This window comes from Secundilactobacillus paracollinoides DSM 15502 = JCM 11969 (assembly GCF_001311135.1).
In the GTDB taxonomy this organism is placed as follows: domain Bacteria; phylum Bacillota; class Bacilli; order Lactobacillales; family Lactobacillaceae; genus Secundilactobacillus; species Secundilactobacillus paracollinoides.
Window position 1 is genome coordinate 138359 of the sequence record NZ_BBAG01000001.1, and the last position, 18410, is coordinate 156768.

The 18410-nt window shown below is 48.1% G+C and carries 16 protein-coding genes, 5 pseudogenes and 1 other annotated feature; of the genes and pseudogenes, 20 read left to right on the forward strand and 1 reads right to left on the reverse strand.

Annotated features, from left to right (window positions below):
• Positions 1 to 4 precede the first annotated feature (4 nt).
• Positions 5 to 81 (forward strand) — a sequence feature (ribosomal protein L21 leader region).
• 22 nt (positions 82 to 103) lie between these two features.
• The 14 genes and pseudogenes from rplU (at position 104) to recN (ending at position 10576) form a co-directional block, all read left to right on the forward strand.
• On the forward strand, positions 104 to 412 hold the full coding sequence (gene rplU, locus JCM11969_RS00685) for a 50S ribosomal protein L21 (RefSeq protein ID WP_054707013.1): 309 nt from the start codon (positions 104 to 106) through the stop codon (positions 410 to 412).
• Positions 413 to 427: 15 nt separating this feature from the next.
• Complete coding sequence (locus JCM11969_RS00690) at positions 428 to 667, forward strand: ribosomal-processing cysteine protease Prp (RefSeq protein WP_054707017.1); 240 nt, start codon at positions 428 to 430, stop codon at positions 665 to 667.
• A 115-nt stretch (positions 668 to 782) separates the two neighbouring features.
• The gene (rpmA, locus tag JCM11969_RS00695; RefSeq protein WP_054707020.1) at positions 783 to 1079 is read left to right on the forward strand and encodes a 50S ribosomal protein L27; all 297 of its coding nucleotides are present in this window, start codon (positions 783 to 785) and stop codon (positions 1077 to 1079) included.
• A 73-nt stretch (positions 1080 to 1152) separates the two neighbouring features.
• Positions 1153 to 2216: pseudogene (locus JCM11969_RS00700) on the forward strand (M24 family metallopeptidase).
• Between the two features lie 85 nt (positions 2217 to 2301).
• Positions 2302 to 2862, forward strand: coding sequence for an elongation factor P (efp, locus tag JCM11969_RS00705; protein ID WP_054707023.1), 561 nt, complete (start codon positions 2302 to 2304; stop codon positions 2860 to 2862).
• 41 nt (positions 2863 to 2903) lie between these two features.
• The gene (locus JCM11969_RS00710) at positions 2904 to 3347 is read left to right on the forward strand and encodes an Asp23/Gls24 family envelope stress response protein (RefSeq protein WP_054707026.1); all 444 of its coding nucleotides are present in this window, start codon (positions 2904 to 2906) and stop codon (positions 3345 to 3347) included.
• The gene (nusB, locus tag JCM11969_RS00715) at positions 3344 to 3763 is read left to right on the forward strand and encodes a transcription antitermination factor NusB (protein WP_054707029.1); all 420 of its coding nucleotides are present in this window, start codon (positions 3344 to 3346) and stop codon (positions 3761 to 3763) included. The genes JCM11969_RS00710 and nusB overlap by 4 nt, the downstream gene beginning before the upstream one ends.
• A gap of 309 nt (positions 3764 to 4072) precedes the next feature.
• On the forward strand, positions 4073 to 4924 hold the full coding sequence (locus JCM11969_RS00720) for a bifunctional 5,10-methylenetetrahydrofolate dehydrogenase/5,10-methenyltetrahydrofolate cyclohydrolase (RefSeq protein ID WP_054707032.1): 852 nt from the start codon (positions 4073 to 4075) through the stop codon (positions 4922 to 4924).
• Position 4925: 1 nt separating this feature from the next.
• Positions 4926 to 6271 (forward strand): annotated as a pseudogene (gene xseA, locus JCM11969_RS00725) (exodeoxyribonuclease VII large subunit).
• A gap of 5 nt (positions 6272 to 6276) precedes the next feature.
• Positions 6277 to 6534 (forward strand): exodeoxyribonuclease VII small subunit, encoded by a 258-nt coding sequence (locus JCM11969_RS00730; RefSeq protein ID WP_054707035.1) that lies wholly within the window; start codon positions 6277 to 6279, stop codon positions 6532 to 6534.
• Positions 6521 to 7423: a polyprenyl synthetase family protein gene (locus JCM11969_RS00735; RefSeq protein WP_082409094.1), complete on the forward strand. Its 903-nt coding sequence runs from the start codon at positions 6521 to 6523 to the stop codon at positions 7421 to 7423. The genes JCM11969_RS00730 and JCM11969_RS00735 overlap by 14 nt, the downstream gene beginning before the upstream one ends.
• A gap of 8 nt (positions 7424 to 7431) precedes the next feature.
• Positions 7432 to 8247, forward strand: a complete 816-nt coding sequence (locus JCM11969_RS00740) for a TlyA family RNA methyltransferase (protein ID WP_054707037.1) — start codon at positions 7432 to 7434, stop codon at positions 8245 to 8247.
• Positions 8248 to 8328: 81 nt separating this feature from the next.
• Positions 8329 to 8781 (forward strand): arginine repressor, encoded by a 453-nt coding sequence (locus JCM11969_RS00745; protein WP_054707041.1) that lies wholly within the window; start codon positions 8329 to 8331, stop codon positions 8779 to 8781.
• A 91-nt stretch (positions 8782 to 8872) separates the two neighbouring features.
• Positions 8873 to 10576 (forward strand): DNA repair protein RecN, encoded by a 1704-nt coding sequence (gene recN, locus JCM11969_RS00750; protein WP_054707045.1) that lies wholly within the window; start codon positions 8873 to 8875, stop codon positions 10574 to 10576.
• A gap of 87 nt (positions 10577 to 10663) precedes the next feature.
• On the opposite strand, the gene JCM11969_RS00755 is transcribed toward recN, so the two are convergent.
• Positions 10664 to 10966 carry a hypothetical protein gene (locus JCM11969_RS00755; RefSeq protein ID WP_054707048.1) on the reverse strand — a complete coding sequence of 101 codons (303 nt, stop codon included), beginning with the start codon at positions 10964 to 10966 and terminating at the stop codon, positions 10664 to 10666.
• A 183-nt stretch (positions 10967 to 11149) separates the two neighbouring features.
• Here JCM11969_RS00755 and gmk point away from each other — a divergent pair, with 183 nt between their 5' ends.
• From gmk to rsmB, 6 genes and pseudogenes are all read left to right on the forward strand, one after another.
• A complete protein-coding gene (gene gmk / locus JCM11969_RS00760) occupies positions 11150 to 11767 on the forward strand; it encodes a guanylate kinase (RefSeq protein ID WP_054707050.1) in 618 nt (205 codons plus the stop codon).
• Positions 11768 to 11769: 2 nt separating this feature from the next.
• Positions 11770 to 11982 carry a DNA-directed RNA polymerase subunit omega gene (gene rpoZ / locus JCM11969_RS00765; RefSeq protein ID WP_054707053.1) on the forward strand — a complete coding sequence of 71 codons (213 nt, stop codon included), beginning with the start codon at positions 11770 to 11772 and terminating at the stop codon, positions 11980 to 11982.
• A 498-nt stretch (positions 11983 to 12480) separates the two neighbouring features.
• A pseudogene (coaBC, locus tag JCM11969_RS00770) lies at positions 12481 to 13694 on the forward strand (bifunctional phosphopantothenoylcysteine decarboxylase/phosphopantothenate--cysteine ligase CoaBC).
• Positions 13695 to 13697: 3 nt separating this feature from the next.
• Positions 13698 to 16101, forward strand: a pseudogene (gene priA, locus JCM11969_RS00775) (primosomal protein N').
• Positions 16102 to 16114: 13 nt separating this feature from the next.
• Complete coding sequence (fmt, locus tag JCM11969_RS00780) at positions 16115 to 17062, forward strand: methionyl-tRNA formyltransferase (RefSeq protein ID WP_054707057.1); 948 nt, start codon at positions 16115 to 16117, stop codon at positions 17060 to 17062.
• Positions 17059 to 18403, forward strand: a pseudogene (gene rsmB / locus JCM11969_RS00785) (16S rRNA (cytosine(967)-C(5))-methyltransferase RsmB). The gene fmt and the pseudogene rsmB overlap by 4 nt, the downstream one beginning before the upstream one ends.
• Positions 18404 to 18410: the final 7 nt, after the last annotated feature.

Below are 18410 nucleotides of genomic sequence, written 5' to 3' on the forward strand. Positions count from 1 at the left end.
GACTTCCACACTGCAACCGCACGGGCCAAGTTCCTAAGTGTGTTCAATCACCACTTGTTCTCGGCGAGTCTAAGTTATTACTATATGAAGGAGGTGCACATACATGTACGCAATTATTGTAACGGGCGGTAAGCAATACCGTGTTCAACAAGGCGAAGCTGTTTACGTCGAAAAGCTTGATGCCAAGGCAGGCGACAAGGTCACTTTTGACCAAGTTGTTTTCGTTGGCGGCGACACGACCAAGGTTGGTGCTCCATTAGTTGATGGTGCTTCAGTTTCTGGGACTGTTGAAAAGCAAGGCCGTGAAAAGAAGGTTGTTACCTTCAAGTACAAGCCTAAGAAGGGTCAACACACTAAAGTGGGTCATCGTCAACCATATACCAAGGTTGTTATTGACGCTATCAACGCTTAATGTAGGTGATTGATCTTGATTCAAGCGACATTTGACTACGACAACAGCCACCGGATCATCGGGTTTAACCTTACCGGTCACGCGGATAGCGCGCCTTATGGCAGCGATATCGTGTGTGCCGCGGTTTCAGCACTGAGTATCAGTGCTGTGAATGGGCTGTCAACGGTAGCTGAGATCACCCCTGTGGTGGTTTCAAAAAATGACGAAGGCGGCTTTTTGAGCCTTCGAATGCCACCCGTTGACGACTACATGTAAGACCGAATTAGTCAGGCACTGTTACAAAGTTTCTTAAACGGACTTTTAGATGTCGAAAAACAATATTCGGAGTATGTCCGAATCTCATAAACTTTCCTAATGGAGGTGAAACGTAATGTTAGAAATGAATTTACAATTCTTCTCTCACCATAAAGGGGGCGGTTCTACTGCCAACGGTCGTGATTCTGCTGGGCGTCGTCTCGGTACGAAGGCTGCTGACGGTTCTACTGTAACCAGTGGTTCAATTCTTTATCGTCAACGTGGAACTCACATCTATCCAGGTGCCAACGTTCTTCGTGGTAACGACGATACATTATTTGCAAAGGTTGACGGTGTCGTTCGCTTCGAACGTAAGGGTCGCGATAAGCGCCAAGTTTCCGTTTACCCTGCATCAGATGTTGCTGCACGTTAAGCACAACATTTAAAAAGGCCCCGCGGGGTCTTTTTGTTTGTCATGAATTAGGGTTAGTCAGGAGGGTACGGCTATGCAAGCAAGAATAAAACAGCTTCAAGCTAAGTTTGACGACTTGCGGATCGATGGGTTCCTCGTTACGAATGCGTTTAATTTGAAGTACTTGATGAATTTTGATGGCCTTCAAGGTGATGGCGTTGCTGTAGTGACTGCCACTCGCGCGTTCTTAATAACAGATGCCCGTTATGACCTTGAGCTGCGTCGCCAGCATCCCGACTATGAGTTGATGATTACGCGCAACTACCTTGAAGTTGCAGCCAAAGTCGTTGCTGAGCAGGGCGTGACCGTGCTTGGATTTGAGGATGATCTGCCATACTTTGACTATGATCAGATCGATGACCAGATGTCTTCTGATATTGTTCCGCTGACGGGGATTATCGATCAATTGCGCTGGGTCAAGGATGCTGATGAACTTAGCGCCTTGAGAACAGCAGCCGAGTTAACCTCCGATGGGTTGATGAAAACGATTGATACGCTGCATGCTGGGCAGACTGAGCGTGAGGTTGCGAATCAACTTGACGCGACGATGCGCCAACTGGGTGCTACTGGAGAAAGTTTTGCGACGATTGTCGCTAGTGGGTATCGGTCGGCGCTGCCGCACGGTGCTGCAAGCGATAAGACCTTCAGAATGGCGAACTTGTCACCATTGACTGTGGGTATTATTTTGACGGGTACACGTCTGATATTACCCGAACCGTGGCTGTTGGTGATCCGGGTGCAAAGTTGAAGGAAATCTACACCGTTGTTCAAACCGCACAGCAGCGCATCATTGACGCCGTTCATGATGGTGTTTCCGGACGGGTGCTTGACCAAGTAGGTCGTGAGTTGATTACCCAGGCCGGTTACGGGCCAGCTTTTAACCATGGTACTGGCCACGGCATTGGGTTGGATATTCATGAAGGACCAGCACTGTCGGCCCGTTCAACGGATACGATGCATACCAATAATGTGATCACCGTTGAGCCAGGTATCTATCTCACCGATCTCGGTGGTGTTCGAATTGAGGATGATGTTTTAGTTCAGCCTGATTCTGGATCGCGGTTAACACCAGCACCAAGAGATTTAATAATCGTATAAATAATGGAATAAATTAGCGGTCTAGCTTGCATTTAGGGGGGCTTAATTGCTATGATGGTAAAGGAAAAATTAGGAGGACTCTCGTATGGCTATTTCTACAGCAGATTTTAAAAATGGGTTAACAATCGAAGTTGACAATGCAATTTGGCGGATCGTTGAATTTCAGCACGTTAAGCCTGGTAAGGGTGGCGCCTTCGTCCGTTCAAAGTTAAAGAACTTGCGGACTGGTGCCGTTCAGGAAAAAACATTCCGTGCCGGTGCAAAGATGGAACAAGCACCAATCAACCAACGTAAAATGCAATACCTTTACGCTGATGGTGACTCACGTGTCTTCATGGATACTGATAACTACGAACAAATTTCAGTGCCTGACGAACAAATCAAAGATCAATTAGTATACTTGCAAGAAAACATGGAAGTTACCTTGATTCAATATGGTTCAGAAACACTTGGTATTGAAGTGCCAAACACCGTTGTTTTAACAGTTACAGCAACTGAACCTGGTATCAAGGGGAACACTGCTTCTGGCGGTTCAAAGCCAGCTACCATGGATACTGGGTTAATCGTTCAAGTGCCATTCTTTGTTAACGAAGGCGACAAGCTGACCATTAACACCCAAGACGGTACTTACATTTCACGTGCTTAATTAACGTTTGATCACGTTTATTTGAAACGGAGGTTCATTAATTGGCTGAAGATACAAACATTACTTTAACAGCAGAAGAACCAGCCCTCGGCAATATTCAAGTTGCCCCCCAGGTGTTGGAGATCATTGCTGGCATCGCTGCCAATGATGTTGACGGCGTGGCACGGATGCGTGGCTCATTAGCTAATAGTGTCAATGAACTGTTCGGTCGTAAGGAGCGGGGCAAGGGCGTCAAGCTGTCGTTAACTGACGATGACCTGCGCGTGGACGTTTACGTTTACTTGGACTATGGTGTGTCGGTGCCAAAAGTGGCCCTGGCCATTCAAGAACAGGTCAAACAACAGCTGCTCTTTATGACGGATCTGCACTTGAGTGAAGTCAACGTGCATGTTGAGGGCGTTATTCCTGAGAAAACAACTCAGGCGGTCGACCCAAACAACCTGTTTGATGACGATGATGAAAGTGAAGATGGTGACATTAAGTGACGCAAGAACTAACGAGACACGATATTCGCATTCGCGCCTTTCAGACGTTGTTTGCCTTGAACGCGAACCCAGAGGCTGATAAGGAAGTGCTGTATCAACAATTGCTGACTGATGATGGTAAGCTTGAGTTGAACGTGCCGCCCTATTTGGACGAACTGGTGAGTGGCGTTCTGGAAAATCAGGCAGCGTTGGATGAAAAAATCAAGCAGTACCTGATGCAGGGTTGGACCATCTCACGAATCGCGAAAACGGATTTAATTATTCTTAGAATTGCTTTCTTTGAATTAGATAACGAGCAAGACATCCCGAACCGCGTTGCGGTTAACGAAGCACTGGAACTGGCAAAACAGTTCAGTGATGATCGTTCACGACGCTTTATCAACGGTGTGTTAGCGCACGAAGTCGAAACAAACTAGATGGCATCATAAACAAGACCTTTTTGCTGAGTGCAGGGAGGTCTTTTTTAGAGCGTGGAACAGGGCGGTTGGTTTAGGCAGGAGCCTCCGCCCTGTGAAACGCGTTTCGGCACGGCAGCATAGAACGTCATGCAGTTTTAAAATCTCTGGCAACCGAGCCTGCTAGCTTCAACGCCTCCAATCCAGACACAAACACCTCACACCGCCCACATTCCTCCGAGAGCTGAACTCAACGCGAGAATATGCTAAAATATCAAGTATCAGTATCTCGAAAAGCACGTACATAATCTTAAAGCGAGGGTGATTGAATTGGGAGACATTATCGATGGGAAGCGCGTTGCGAGTGACATTAACGCGCAAACAAAAATAGAAGTAGAAACCTTAAAAAAAAGAGGCATTGTCCCGACGCTTGTCGTAGTTATTGTTGGTGAGGACAATGCTAGCAAAATTTATGTGAGAAATAAGCATCGCAAAGCGGTTCAGCTTGGTATTAATTCAGTGGTCCGTCAATTACCGGCTGAAACAACTCAGGATGAGCTGCTGGCGGTCATTGCCGAATATAATCAAGATCCAACGGTTCACGCGCTCATGGTGCAATCGCCGTTACCGGCGCAGATTGATGAACCAGCGATTACGCGGGCCATCTCGCCGGTTAAGGACGTGGATGGCTTTCACCCAATCAACGTTGGTAAACTCTTGACAAATGCCCAACTGAACTTCCCCGTTTCTTGTACGCCAAAGGGCATTATGAGCATGTTACGGGCATATAACGTCCCATTAGAAGGCGCACATGCCGTTATCGTTGGCCGGTCAAATATTGTTGGGCGGCCAATGGCAGCTCTTTTGTTGAATGCCAACGCAACTGTGACGATCGTCCACCATCATTCTGGTGATCTGTCTCAATATACGAAGACGGCTGATATTTTAGTGGTTGCCACAGGAATTGCCCACTTAATTAAACGCGGCGATGTTAAGCCTGGGGCGACAGTGATCGATGTCGGCATGGACCGTGATGAGAATGGTAAATTAACGGGGGATGTCGACTTCGATGGGGTGAAGGATGTTGCCGGTCTGATCACCCCCGTACCAGGCGGTGTTGGTCCGATGACCATTGCAACCTTACTACAACAAACTGTTGAATTAGCAAAATGGAGTGACTAATTTGGAACCAAGTGAATACTTAACGGTGACCGCGTTAACAGCCTATATTAAGCGGAAATTTGATAATGATCCGTACCTTGGCAAAATCTATTTGACTGGGGAGATCTCAAACTTCCGGTTACGGCGTAATGCGCACCAGTACTTTAGCTTGAAAGATGACCATGCAAAAATCAGTGCGATCATGTTCAAATCGGCTTTTAGTAAAATTAAATTCATGCCTGAAGAAGGCATGAAGGTCTTGGTGACGGGGCGCATTTCGCTGTACGAACCAAGCGGCAGTTATCAAATCTATGTGGATCACATGGAACCAGATGGCGTTGGTCAGTTTTATCAAGCCTATGAACAGTTGAAGAAAAAATTGGCCGAAGAGGGCCTGTTTAATGCATCGAAAAAGCCGTTGCCACGTTTTCCAAAACGGATTGCGGTTGTCACGAGCCCTAGTGGTCAGTGATTCGAGATATTATCACGACAACGCGGCGTCGTTACCCAATTGCCCAGATCGTGCTGTTCCCAGCCCTTGTTCAGGGAACTGAAGCGGCGCCAGACATTGTGCGTCAGATCAATCGGGCAAATAGTATTGGCGGCTTTGATACACTTATCATTGGTCGGGGCGGTGGGTCGATTGAAGACCTCTGGCCGTTCAACGAAGAAACGGTTGCCCGAGCCATTTTTGCGAGTCAGATTCCAGTGATTTCATCCGTGGGGCATGAAACGGACACTACGATCGCTGATCTGGTAGCGGATGTTCGGGCAGCAACGCCAACGGCCGCTGGTGAACTGGCAGTCCCTGTGCTCAGCGATGTGTTACTGGAGATCGGCCGAGATCGGGTGCGGTTGCTTAATGCGTTTCGTCATGAGTTATCCCTGCTGCAAGAACGACTCACTAAGCTAAGACAGACCTATGTTTTCGAGCAGCCTGAGCGGCTGTACGAAGGTTACAGTCAAAAGGTGGATCAGTTAAGCCGCCAGCTAGAGCAAACGATGACGCACCGCGTCACGTTAACGCAGACGCAGTTAACAGCGGACCATGATCGATTGATGGCCGCGACACCAGCTACCCAGGTTGCACAACTCACCCAAACAACGCATGATCTTCAAGCTAGACTGAATCGCGGTGCCCAGCAGACCCTGTTGAATCATCAGCAGCATCTGGGGCAGCTCGCGCAGTCCCTGGACTTCCTAAGTCCGCTTAAAGTAATGGGGCGTGGGTACAGCTACGTGACAAGTGACGATAAGGTGCTTGCCAGCACAGCAGACCTGGCTGTAAACGAAACGGTGACCATGCATTTTAAAGATGGTCAAGCGACTGCAGAAATTAAGACTATTAAAACGACAGATAAGGACTGATAATTGTGAGTCAAGACGCAAACGAAACACCAACATTTGAAGAAAATTTAACCCAACTCGAACAGATCGTAACCGAATTAGAGAAGGGAAATGTCCCGTTAGAACAGGCATTGTCACAGTTTAAACAAGGGGTGGCACTCAGTCACGACCTGCAACAACGATTGAGCGAAGCAGAAAAGACCCTTGCTGAAATGATGACCGATGACGATCAAACGGTCGCTTTTGAAAAACCGGAGGCGTCCGACTCGAATGACGATCAGTAAACAATTAGCAACGTTTGAAGCCAATTTTCGGCCACTGATCAATACGTATTTGACGGAAAATCTGCCAAAAGATGTGGATCAGTCAATTCTCTCTGATGCCATGGCTTACTCAGTGAACGCCGGCGGCAAACTACTCCGACCATTACTGACGCTGGCAGTTTTAGTGGCAGCGGGCCAGTCAGAAATCGCAACGGGGCAACTTCGTGCAGCAAGTGCGTTAGAGCTCCTGCATACTTATTCATTGATTCATGATGATCTGCCAGCAATGGACAACGATGATCTCCGGCGCGGTGTGCCCACAAATCACGTTAAATTTGGTGCCGGAATGGCCACGTTGGCAGGTGATGGGCTGTTAACGCTGGCGTTCCAGTGGGTTGCTGACAATGACCTGCCAGCGGATCAAAAATTGGCGCTTGTTAACGCGTTGGCTGTTAATGCCGGCCCTAGCGGTATGGTGGCAGGTCAAGCTGATGATATTTCAAACGAACATCATCAGCTTGCCTTGCCCGCACTTGAGAATCTACACCGCCATAAAACGGGCGCGCTGCTACACTACGCTGTTCAGGCTGGGTGCATTATGGCGCAAACAACGCCACAAGAAACAGCGGCCTTGCTCACCTTTGCGGATCAGTTTGGGTTGGCTTTCCAGATCTATGATGACCTGTTAGACGTGACGTCGACTGCAGAACAACTTGGCAAACGCGTGCATAAGGATGCTCAGGAGTCTAAGAACACCTACCCAGGGTTGTTTGGTGTTGAAGGCACCAAGACCCGACTGGCAGAAGTTGTTGCAGCCGCAAAAACGGCTTTAGAACCACTTTCACAAGACTCACAATTAGATGTTACATTACTCACTGCATTTCTAAGTTATTTTCAGATTGAAGGATAGGTGCCACGATGGAAAAACAACGTGTCGATGTACTACTCGTCACACAGGGGTTATTTGAGACCCGCGAAAAGGCTAAACGCGCCGTTATGGCGGGCGAAGTTCTTGGTAACAATGAGGAGCGACTGGACAAACCGGGGGTCAAGATTCCCGTTGACACCGATCTGCACATTAAGGGAAAGCCATTACCTTATGTGAGCCGCGGTGGACTGAAATTAGCGAAAGCGCTGCAGGTGTTTTCTATTAGCGTGCAGGATAAAATCGTTTTGGATATTGGCTCGTCGACCGGCGGCTTCACGGATGTGATGTTGCAAAATGGCGCGCAATTGTCCTATGCATTAGACGTCGGCAGCAATCAGCTCGTTTGGAAACTGCGTCAGGATGATCGGGTTGTCGTTATGGAGCACACGAATTTTCGGTACAGTAAGCCCGAAGATTTTACCCACGGTCGGCCGTCGTTTTCATCTATTGATGTCTCGTTTATTTCCCTATCGCTGATTCTGCCGCCGCTTAAGCAGATCTTACTGCCTGACGGTGACGTGGTTGCTCTGATCAAGCCGCAGTTTGAGGCGGGTCGCGAATACGTTGGGAAACATGGCATTATTAAGGATTCCAAGGTGCATGAAATGGTTATTAACAAGGTCATTCAACTCGCGCTGGACAGCGGATACAGTGTTGAGAACCTGGACTTTTCACCGATCACTGGTGGTGAAGGCAATATTGAGTTCTTAGTCCACCTGCATTCAGTTGAAACGACGACAGCGGTTGCCGAAAGTGTTGATCCGGCTGCAACCGTCGAAAACGCGCATCGAATACTCAATGCATAAAACCCACAAATGACTTTTAAAATCTTGTGAAAGGGGTTATCATAGGAACTAAATTGATTGAAAACGTAGGGAGATGGCCACATGAAAAAGCAGGATCGGCAGCGTTTAATCCGGCAATTACTTAGCACACAGGATATTGAGCGCCAAGAAGATTTCGTAAAACTACTAGAAGAACAAAATATTCATGTGACCCAGGCGACCATTTCACGGGATATTAAGGAAATGCAACTGGTTAAAGTGCCGTCGATCTCCGGTGGCTATCGGTATAACATGCCGATTCAAAAGAAACTGGATACCAAAAAGAAGTTAAAACGAACCCTGCGAGATGCCTATGTGAGCTTTAGTGTTCAGGGGAAAGATACTTTTTTGAAGGTGTTACCAGGAAATGGGCCGGCAATCGCATCTCTCATCGACCAAATGAAGTATGATTTTGTGTTTGGCACAATTGGTGATGACGAGACGGTGCTGACCATTTGTAAAAGTGACGAGGGTGCACTGGCACTTCAGGATGTTGTCGATGATCTCTTAAAATAAGACGGGTTGGATTTTACGTCACGGTAAAATCTAGCTCGTTTTCCATTATTATCCTGGGTGTGAATCGCGTGGCAAATAAGGAGGTTAGCGGTTGTTACAGGAACTTTCAATTAAAAATTTTGCAATCATCGCCAGTCTTGACGTGGAATTTGAAAACGGCATGACGGTGCTGACTGGTGAAACCGGTGCCGGAAAATCAATTATTATTGATGCCGTCGGTCTGTTAGCCGGCGGCCGCGGGTCGCAGCATTTTATCCGAACTGGTGCGGATAAGGCGGTTATCCAGGGGGCGTTTATTTTTCCAAAGGATGGTGCCACGTACCACATGCTGGATGATCTTGGCATCGATTACGATGACGGTGCCATTATCTTGCAGCGTGAGATCTACCGCAGCGGCCGTAATATTTGTCGGGTCAATGGGATGCTGGTCAATACATCGACCTTAAAGCAACTTGGTGAGACGATCGTCGATATTCATGGGCAAAACGAACATCAAGAACTCATGCAGCCGGATAAACATTTACGGTTACTTGATGAATTCGGTGGTAAACCAGTCGCGCAGTTGCGTCAGGAGTATCACTCGGCATACGATCAGTATCAACACTTGCATCAGGCCATGGTCGAACGCAACACGCACCGAAACGAGTGGGCGCAACGATTGGACATGTTGCGCTTTCAGGTTGCAGAAATTAAGGATGCTGATCTCAAACCAGATGAAGAAACGCAACTGACGCAGCAACGCGATCGACTGACCAATTTTCAAAAGATCAACGCTGCCCTTCAGGAGGGGTTCTTAGCCCTAAATGGTGAGGAGGACGCTCCTGGCGCGCTGGATCTGAGCGGTCAGGCGATGAACGCACTTGCCAGGATTACAGCACTTGATCCGGAGTATGAAAAATTGCACGACGCGTTATCGTCAGCTTACTATGCCCTGCAGGATGCTTCCGGTGAGCTCTCTCGTCAGGCAGATCTGATGGAGTGGGACGAAAATAAGCTGGATGAGATCGAACAGCGGCTGGAGGTTATCCACCAATTAAAACGAAAGTACGGCGATTCAGAAGCTCAGATCTTAGCTTACTATGATAAAATCAGTCACGAATTAACGGATATGGAAGCTGCGGAATTAGATGAGGGTGATCTGGATACCCAGCTCACAAAGCAGGAAACGCATTTAACTGCCCTTGGCAAGCAGCTGTCCAAACAGCGCCACCAAATCGCAAAGAAACTTGAAGTGGCTGTTAAGGGCGAACTGGGTGATCTCTACATGGCCAAAACGGTCTTTCAGGTCCGGTTTAAAACCCTTGGCGAGCATCAATTTTATGCGACTGGGTTGGATGACGTTGAATTCTACATTCAGCCAAACCCTGGCGAAGAGATCCGGCCGCTGGCTAAAATCGCCTCTGGTGGTGAATTATCACGTCTGATGCTGGCGTTAAAAACGATTTTTTCTCAATCACAGGGTGTGACGTCGATTATTTTCGACGAAGTAGATACAGGGGTTTCCGGTCGCGTGGCACAAGCCATTGCTGAAAAGATCAGCGGTATCGCCCAGAACTCTCAAGTGCTGTGCATTACGCATTTACCGCAAGTTGCGGCCATGAGTGACCACCACTACTTCATTGCCAAAGAAGTGATCGGCAAACGGACGGAAACACATATCCAACGCCTAAATACTAAGGGACGGGTGACGGAACTCGCCCGCATGTTGGCAGGCACAACCGTGACCGAACTCACGCTAGACCATGCACAAGAATTGTTGAACATGGCTAAAGATGAAAAGAAAACTGCCAAATGATGGCATAAAAAAACTGCAACTTATCCTAGAATGGATGGTTGCAGTTTTTGACTTTTATGTGCTGGACGTACCCAGCGATTACCCGAGTTAGTAGTCTAAACGGGAGATAAAACTGATTTGATTCAGATGTGCGATACTGGTCATAGTATCGTGGGGAATTGTGACAAGGACGGTATTTTTTGGGCCACGTTTGAGGTAGCCGGTCATGGTCGATTCAGGGTCGCCGGTAAGGGTTAGTTGAACGTGATAGTGACGAGTAATGGCCTGATCAATAAAGTATTGCCGCTGCTGTGTTGGCATAGCACTTGGTTGATCTAGGGCAAGCAACTGGCGGTAACCAGCGTTAAGTTGCGTCGATAGTTTTTTTAAAGCAGAAGTTTCGTTTGTCATGAATATCACCTCGAACATTTGTTTGCATAGCCTATTATACGAACTAATGTTTGTTTTGACAATAGGTTTTTGAAATTTTTTTGACAAGTGATGTAAAACCAACGAATAGCGCTTGCCAAGTTGTATTGGAACGTGCGATAATTATTTTTATTATCACTCAAAAAATTAAGGGGATCTCGATCAATGACAAAACGAGGCATGCTGATTGTCCTGTCCGGCCCTTCTGGTGTCGGTAAAGGTACCGTACGTAAGGCACTATTTGACGAAGGCGACACCGACTTTCAATACTCTATTTCAATGACCACCCGGCAACCACGGGACGGCGAAAAGAATGGTGTGGACTACTTTTTCGTTTCGAAAGAGCAGTTTGAAGATAACATTCAAAATGGCGAGATGCTGGAATACGCCAAATACGTTGACAACTACTATGGCACACCGTTAAACTATGTAAATGAGACCTTGGATTCTGGCAAGGACGTTTTTTTGGAAATTGAAGTGAACGGGGCGATGCAGGTTCGCGCCAACTGCCCCGATGCTGTTTTTGTCTTTTTGACCCCGCCTGACCTTATGGAATTAAAGCACCGGCTGATCAATCGTGGTACGGAAGACATTGAAGTCATCAATGCCCGGATTAAAAAAGCAGTGGGCGAAATTAAGATGATGCGCAACTATGACTATGCAGTGGTCAACGACGAAGTAGAAAATGCCATTGCCAGCATTCGGACGATCATCCGTTCCGAACGGTTACGGGTGACCCGAGTAATGCCAGATTATGAACAAATGATCGGAGAGGAAGATTAATTATGTTACTTTACCCATCAGTTGATGATTTACTAGAACGTGTTGATTCACGTTACTCTTTAATTATGCTAGCAAGCAAGCGGGCACACGAATTAGACGCTGGCGCAAAGCCACTCTTGGACGACTACAAGTCGCCAAAGACCATTGGCCGGGCACTGGAAGAAATTGCAGCCGGTAAGGTTATGATTGACCCGGATAACGAAGAGGCGATTTAATAGCGTGGAACAAGGCGGTTAGAGGGCGGAGCGTAAGCTGACTCTGACGTAAATGCCTGAACTTGGCATTTGTGTCAGAGTTGGCTTATGCAGGAGCCTCTGCCTTGTGAAACGCGTTTCGGCAACGTCGCCAAGAACGAAACATCCAAGTTCAAGGCAAACAACCACTACCGAAAAAATGAAACCCGCAAAAGCATCACACACATGAGAACGGAGAGGCCGACATATCTGTCAGGGCCGCTCCGTTTTTTAAGCACAAAAGCTAGTGGGCGGGCCATCCAAAGTATTAAACAAAGCTGTGGCGGTGGTTGCCATAAATTGCGATGATGAACTGCATTGGTTGGGTGATTCACTTTGAAACCGTCCGGTAATTAAGCTCCCATTAACAGCACAGGGATTGGCTTTCTGAAAAGAAGTCGTATTCATCATTCTTAGAACTGTGCCCCGCACGCATTTCTTGGTACAATGGATACTAACAAGGCTAACGGAGGCATCAGCATGTTAAACGATAAAAATGTGGCACTCTACGTCACGGGCAGTATTGCTGCCTATAAATCTCTTTACTTAACCCGCTTGTTAGTAAAAGCGGGGGCGCACGTTCGTGTGGTGATGACACCCGCAGCCCAGGCGTTTGTTACCCCGATGAGTTTTCAAGTGCTGTCTAAAAATTCAGTTTTAACGTCAGCATTTAATGGTAAGACACCAACTGCAGTTGATCACATTGAATTAGCCGACTGGACGGATTACGCTGTCGTCGCACCCGCGAGTGCAGATATTATTGGTAAACTTGCAAACGGCATCGCGGATGATATGGCAAGTCTCACCCTGATGGCGACGACTGCGCCCATTTTGGTGGCGCCGGCCATGAATGAACACATGTTAAATCAACCGGCTGTGCAGCGAAATCTTGCTGCATTAACAGCTGACGGTGTGCACTTTGTGGCCCCGGGCACTGGGTTTCTTGCTGAGGGCTACAACGGTCAGGGCCGGTTAGCAGAACCAGAAACGATTCTAGCTGAACTCCAACTGTTGTCGCGGCCTAAAACCGTGTATACCGGTAAAAAAGTGCTGGTCACGGCCGGGGGAACTCGCGAACGAATTGATCCCGTTCGGTTTATTACAAATGACTCTTCTGGTAAAATGGGGTACGCGTTAGCAACCGAATTGGTGGCACGAGGGGCTGATGTGACGCTGATCTCAGCACCAACAAAGCTTGCCGCCCCAACCGGGACCACGTGGTGCCCGTTACGACGACGGAAGAGTTAGCGGAGGCTGTGACGACGCATTTTCCTAAGGCAGATATTTTAGTGATGGCAGCCGCCGTCGCAGATTTTCGACCAAAAACAAGTGTGACACAAAAAATCAAAAAAACGAGTGATAACGATGAAATGACGCTGTCACTCGTGAAAACAACGGATATTTTAAAAACGGCAGCGACCCTTAAACGACCAGGCCAACTGACCGTTGGGTTTGCTGCAGAAACACAAAATTTAATCGCTAACGCAACTAAGAAGTTGACCAGTAAGGCGCTTGATCTGCTCATCGCAAACGATGTTTCCCAACCTGGCGTTGGGTTTAATGGGGATACAAATCAAGTCACGATTTTGAGCAAGAATAAGGCGCCCGTGACAACTGCCCTAGTCTCTAAAACGGCAGTGGCAGGCATTATCGTCGACGAATTAGAACGGTTAGTTGATTCAAAAGAGGGGTAAGTCATGTCTCAGGTTGCAGAAGTCATTGTTGATGTGCCAACGATGCAAACGAACACGCCGTATTCATATTTGATTCCTGCTGCGCTGACAACGCCCTTACTGCCGGGAATGCGCGTGATCGTGCCCTTTGGAAATGGCAGTCGAAAGGTTCAGGGATTTGTGTGGCAGGTGCACGAGCAAGTACCCACGACCCACGAATTAAAAACGATCGATAGCGTCATGGATCTCAGTCCGGTTCTGAATAAAGAGTTATTGGCGATGGCTGATTGGCTGGCGAAAACGACTTTTGCGTTTACTATCACCGTGTTATTGACGATGCTGCCAAACGCCTTGAAAGCTGCTTATGAACGCTGGGCGACGCCTAATTCGGACTTAGATCCGGCCTCAAAGAAACGACTTTTTGGCGAGCAGGAAAAAATTGAGCTGACGGATAAATTACCGGCTGCCCAACTTAATGAACTGATGGGCTTGTATCGGAAACATGAGATCTCGGTAACCTACGAAGTGAAAAGTAAGGGCCATGTCAAACAAGTGACAATGGTGAAGCCGGCAATGAGTGTGGCTGAACTACAGGAAGCCAAGCAACAACTTCGGATAACTGCTGTCAAACAGGCTGACCTATTAGATTATTTAGTGACCCAGACGGACCTTATCAGCCAACCAGCGCTGGAGAAAACGCTCGGCATTACGAGTACCGTCATTAAGAATGCTGCGGAAAAGGGCTGGCTGACGCGGTTCCAAGCGGAAGTGTATCGCGACCCGTTGAGTCGGGCGGTCGATAAGACTCGGCCGTTGCACCTGAATGAGGCGCAACAAAAAGCAGTCAGTGCCATTTGTGCCGCAACGGATGACCACGAAGACACAACATTTCTTCTTGAGGGTGTGACGGGAAGTGGCAAGACGGAGGTGTATCTGCAAGCCATCGCCAATGCACTTGAAAAGGGGCAAAATGCCCTGATGTTAGTCCCAGAAATTTCCCTGACGCCGCAGATCGTTGGCCGGGTCAGAGGACGCTTTGGTAAACAAGTTGCCGTGCTACATAGTGGGTTGTCGGCCGGAGAACGGTTTGATGAGTGGCGGCGAATCGACCGTGGCGAAGCTCGTGTCGTTGTTGGCGCGCGGTCTGCAGTGTTTGCGCCACTGACCAACATCGGCATCATCATCATGGATGAGGAACACGAAGCGAGTTATAAACAGGACGACAATCCACGGTATCACGCCCGCGACGTCGCGTTATGGCGTAGTCGTTATCACCACTGCCCAGTTGTATTGGGGAGTGCAACACCATCTTTGGAGAGTCGTGCAAGGGCGCAGAAGAATCGCTATCAGCGATTACTGTTGCCAACGCGAGTTAACCAACAAGCGTTACCTGAAGCCACGATCGTGGATATGACGCAGGAACTGCAAAAACATGCTGAAAGTACGTTTTCTTCTCCCCTAATGGCGGCGGTGAACGACCGGTTAGCCAAGGGTGAGCAGACGCTTTTGATGCTTAATCGCCGCGGCTATTCGTCATTTGTGATGTGTCGTGATTGCGGGTTTGTCTTAAAGTGTCCAAACTGTGATATTTCATTGACGCTTCACATGGACAGCCACAGTATGAAATGCCACTATTGCGGACATGAGGACCAATTCCTCAAATTTGTCCAAATTGTCATTCACACCATATTCGCTACTATGGGACGGGGACGCAAAAGGTTGAAACAGAACTCAAACAACTGTTACCAACAGCTCGAATCTTGCGAATGGATGTGGATACCACGCGGCGCAAGGGTGCTCATGAGCGCCTTTTGCGACAGTTTGGCAACCACGAAGCGGATATCCTGCTGGGGACACAAATGATTGCGAAGGGACTGGATTTTCCCGATGTGACATTAGTTGGCGTGTTGAACGCCGATACTGCGCTTAGCCTACCCGATTTTCGGTCGAGCGAGCGCACATTCCAACTGTTGACTCAGGTGAGCGGGCGAGCCGGCCGGGCACAAAAACCAGGTCAGGTTTTTATTCAAACGTATAATCCGGAGCACTATGCCATTCAACTGGCGAAGTCGCAGGACTATGAGCGGTTTTTCTTGACCGAAATGAAATTGCGGCACCAGGCAACTATCCGCCGTACTATTTTGCGGTTAAGGTGACAGCCAGTGACGTTGAGGAACGGGTTGCGGCGGCTGCCATTCATCAAATTGCCGCCCAATTACAAGCTGGGATGAGTCAAAGTTCGATTGTCCTTGGCCCGACGCCAAGCGCAATTGCTCGTGTGAATAAGCGGTACTACTATCAATTAGTGATCAAGTATAAGCAGGAGCCGCAATTGTCGGCGCTCTTATTTAATCTACTGAATCAAGCACAAAAGAATCGAAAAGGATTGCAGATTGCAATCGATAATAATCCAATGAGTTTTATGTAAAAGGAGAATTGCGATGACTTCAATCGTATTTATGGGGACGCCCGAATTTTCAGCCCCGATCTTACAGTCCCTTGTGGACACCGGGTATGACGTTAAGGCCGTTGTTACCCAGCCAGACCGACCAGTTGGCCGGAAACATGTGTTAACTGCCTCACCTGTCAAAAAGGTCGCTGTTGCCAATGATATTTTGGTACTGCAACCCGAAAAAATTAGCGGCAGTCCTGAAATGGCACAGGTGATCGATATTGCGCCGGATCTTATTGTCACTGCAGCGTTTGGGCAGTTTTTGCCGACTAAATTATTGAATTCAGTCAAGGTGGCCGCAATTAACGTTCATGCGTCCCTGCTACCGAAATACCGCGGCGGTGCACCAGTGCACTATGCGGTGATGAATAACGATGATGAAACAGGTGTCTCGATCATTTATATGGTTAAGAAGATGGATGCCGGTGACGTGATCAGTCAACAGGCAATTCCAATCGAGAAAACGGATGATGTTGGCACGATGTTTGATAAGCTGAGTATTTTGGGTCGCGACCTGCTGTTAGCAACGATTCCTAATATTTTGAGTGGCGATATTTCACCTATTGCGCAGGATGAAGGTAAAGTGACCTTTTCACCAACCATTAAGCCAGAACAAGAAGAAGTCGATTTCAGTTTACCCGTTGAACTCGTCGATGCTAAGATTCGCGGATTGCGGCCATTTCCATCGTCCTATATCGTCCTGGCTGGTATCCGGACGAAACTTTGGGACGTCACGGTTTTGGATGAAAAAACGGATCTATCAGCAGGAAAGGTTGTCCGTCGCGGCAAGCACGAGCTAGTGCTCTCAACTGGTCACCACGGCACGATTCAGATCAACCAGTTACAACCGGCGGGGAAACCAAAACAGACCATTACAGACTATTTAAACGGTACAGAGGACGCCTTAACGATCGGCGAGCAGGTGGTTGACCTATGACAACACCAGACACAAATCCGCGTTCCCTTGCAGTGACTGCGCTGATGCGCATTCAAAAGGGCGCTTATTCAAATCTGCAATTAAATCAGATGTTGGATGACACCCACCTTGATCCTCGCGATGCTAGTTTGTTGACGACGATCGTTTACGGTGTGATCCAACACCAATTAACGATCGATTACCAGCTGAAGCCATTTATTCAAAAACCAAATAAGCTTCAACCCTGGGTCAAGGTGCTCCTTGAAACGGCCATTTACCAGTGGCAATATTTGGAACGGGTGCCTAAGCGCGCCATTTTTAACGAAACAATTGATATTGCTAAAAAACGCGGTCATGAAGCATTCGACGTTTTGTGACCGGCGTTTTACACCAGATGGATCGCAGCGGTCTGCCGGATCCATCTGAGATCACGGACCAAACACAACGGTGGGTCACTCAGTATTCCGTACCAGAATGGCTGATCACTTCTCTGTTGGATCAGCGGGGTGCTGAGAAGACTGAGGCCATTTTGAAGGTGATCAACCAACCCGCTAACCAGTCGGTGCGTGTCAACAGAACGCGGTTGACGGTGGCCCAGGCAACTGAGCAACTTCAGGCGGATGGGTATGACGTGACAGCCAGTGCAGTCAGTGAGAACGGTTTGGTTCTTAACGGCAAACCTGCTAACCACGCCGAACTATTTAAGCAGGGCGATATCACCATTCAAGATGAAAGTGCCATGCTGCCTGCTTAGAGTATGCACGTTAAGGCAAATCAGGAAATTTTAGATGCCTGTGCTGCGCCTGGTGGCAAGACCGTTCAACTGGCTGAAAGTGTCGACGAGTCTGCCGGCGGACAAGTGACTGCATTGGACATTCATCAGCATAAGGTTCGGCTGATCACGCAAAATGCTAAGCGAATGGGTGTCAGCGACCGGGTCGATGCCGTCACACTAGATGCTCGAAAAGTGGATGACATGTTTGCGGATGGGCTATTTGACCAAATTCTGGTCGACGCGCCCTGTTCTGGAATCGGTCTCGTTCGTCGTAAACCTGAAATTCGTTACGAAAAACAATTACGCGACTCTGAAGCGTTGGCCAAGGTGCAACTGGCAATTTTGAATGCTGTTGCCACCAAGGTGACAATTAACGGTATAATAACTTACAGTACCTGCACAATTTTAAATCAGGAAAATCGTGATGTCGTAGCAGCCTTCTTAGCCGCCCATCCCGACTTTGTTTCGCAGCGGGTACACACGCTCATGATCTTAAAGCGGACCGTGAGACAGATTATTTAGAAATCTATCCGGATGATTACGGGTCTGATGGGTTCTTTATCAGCCAGTTCAAACGGATCCGGTGAACGGAGA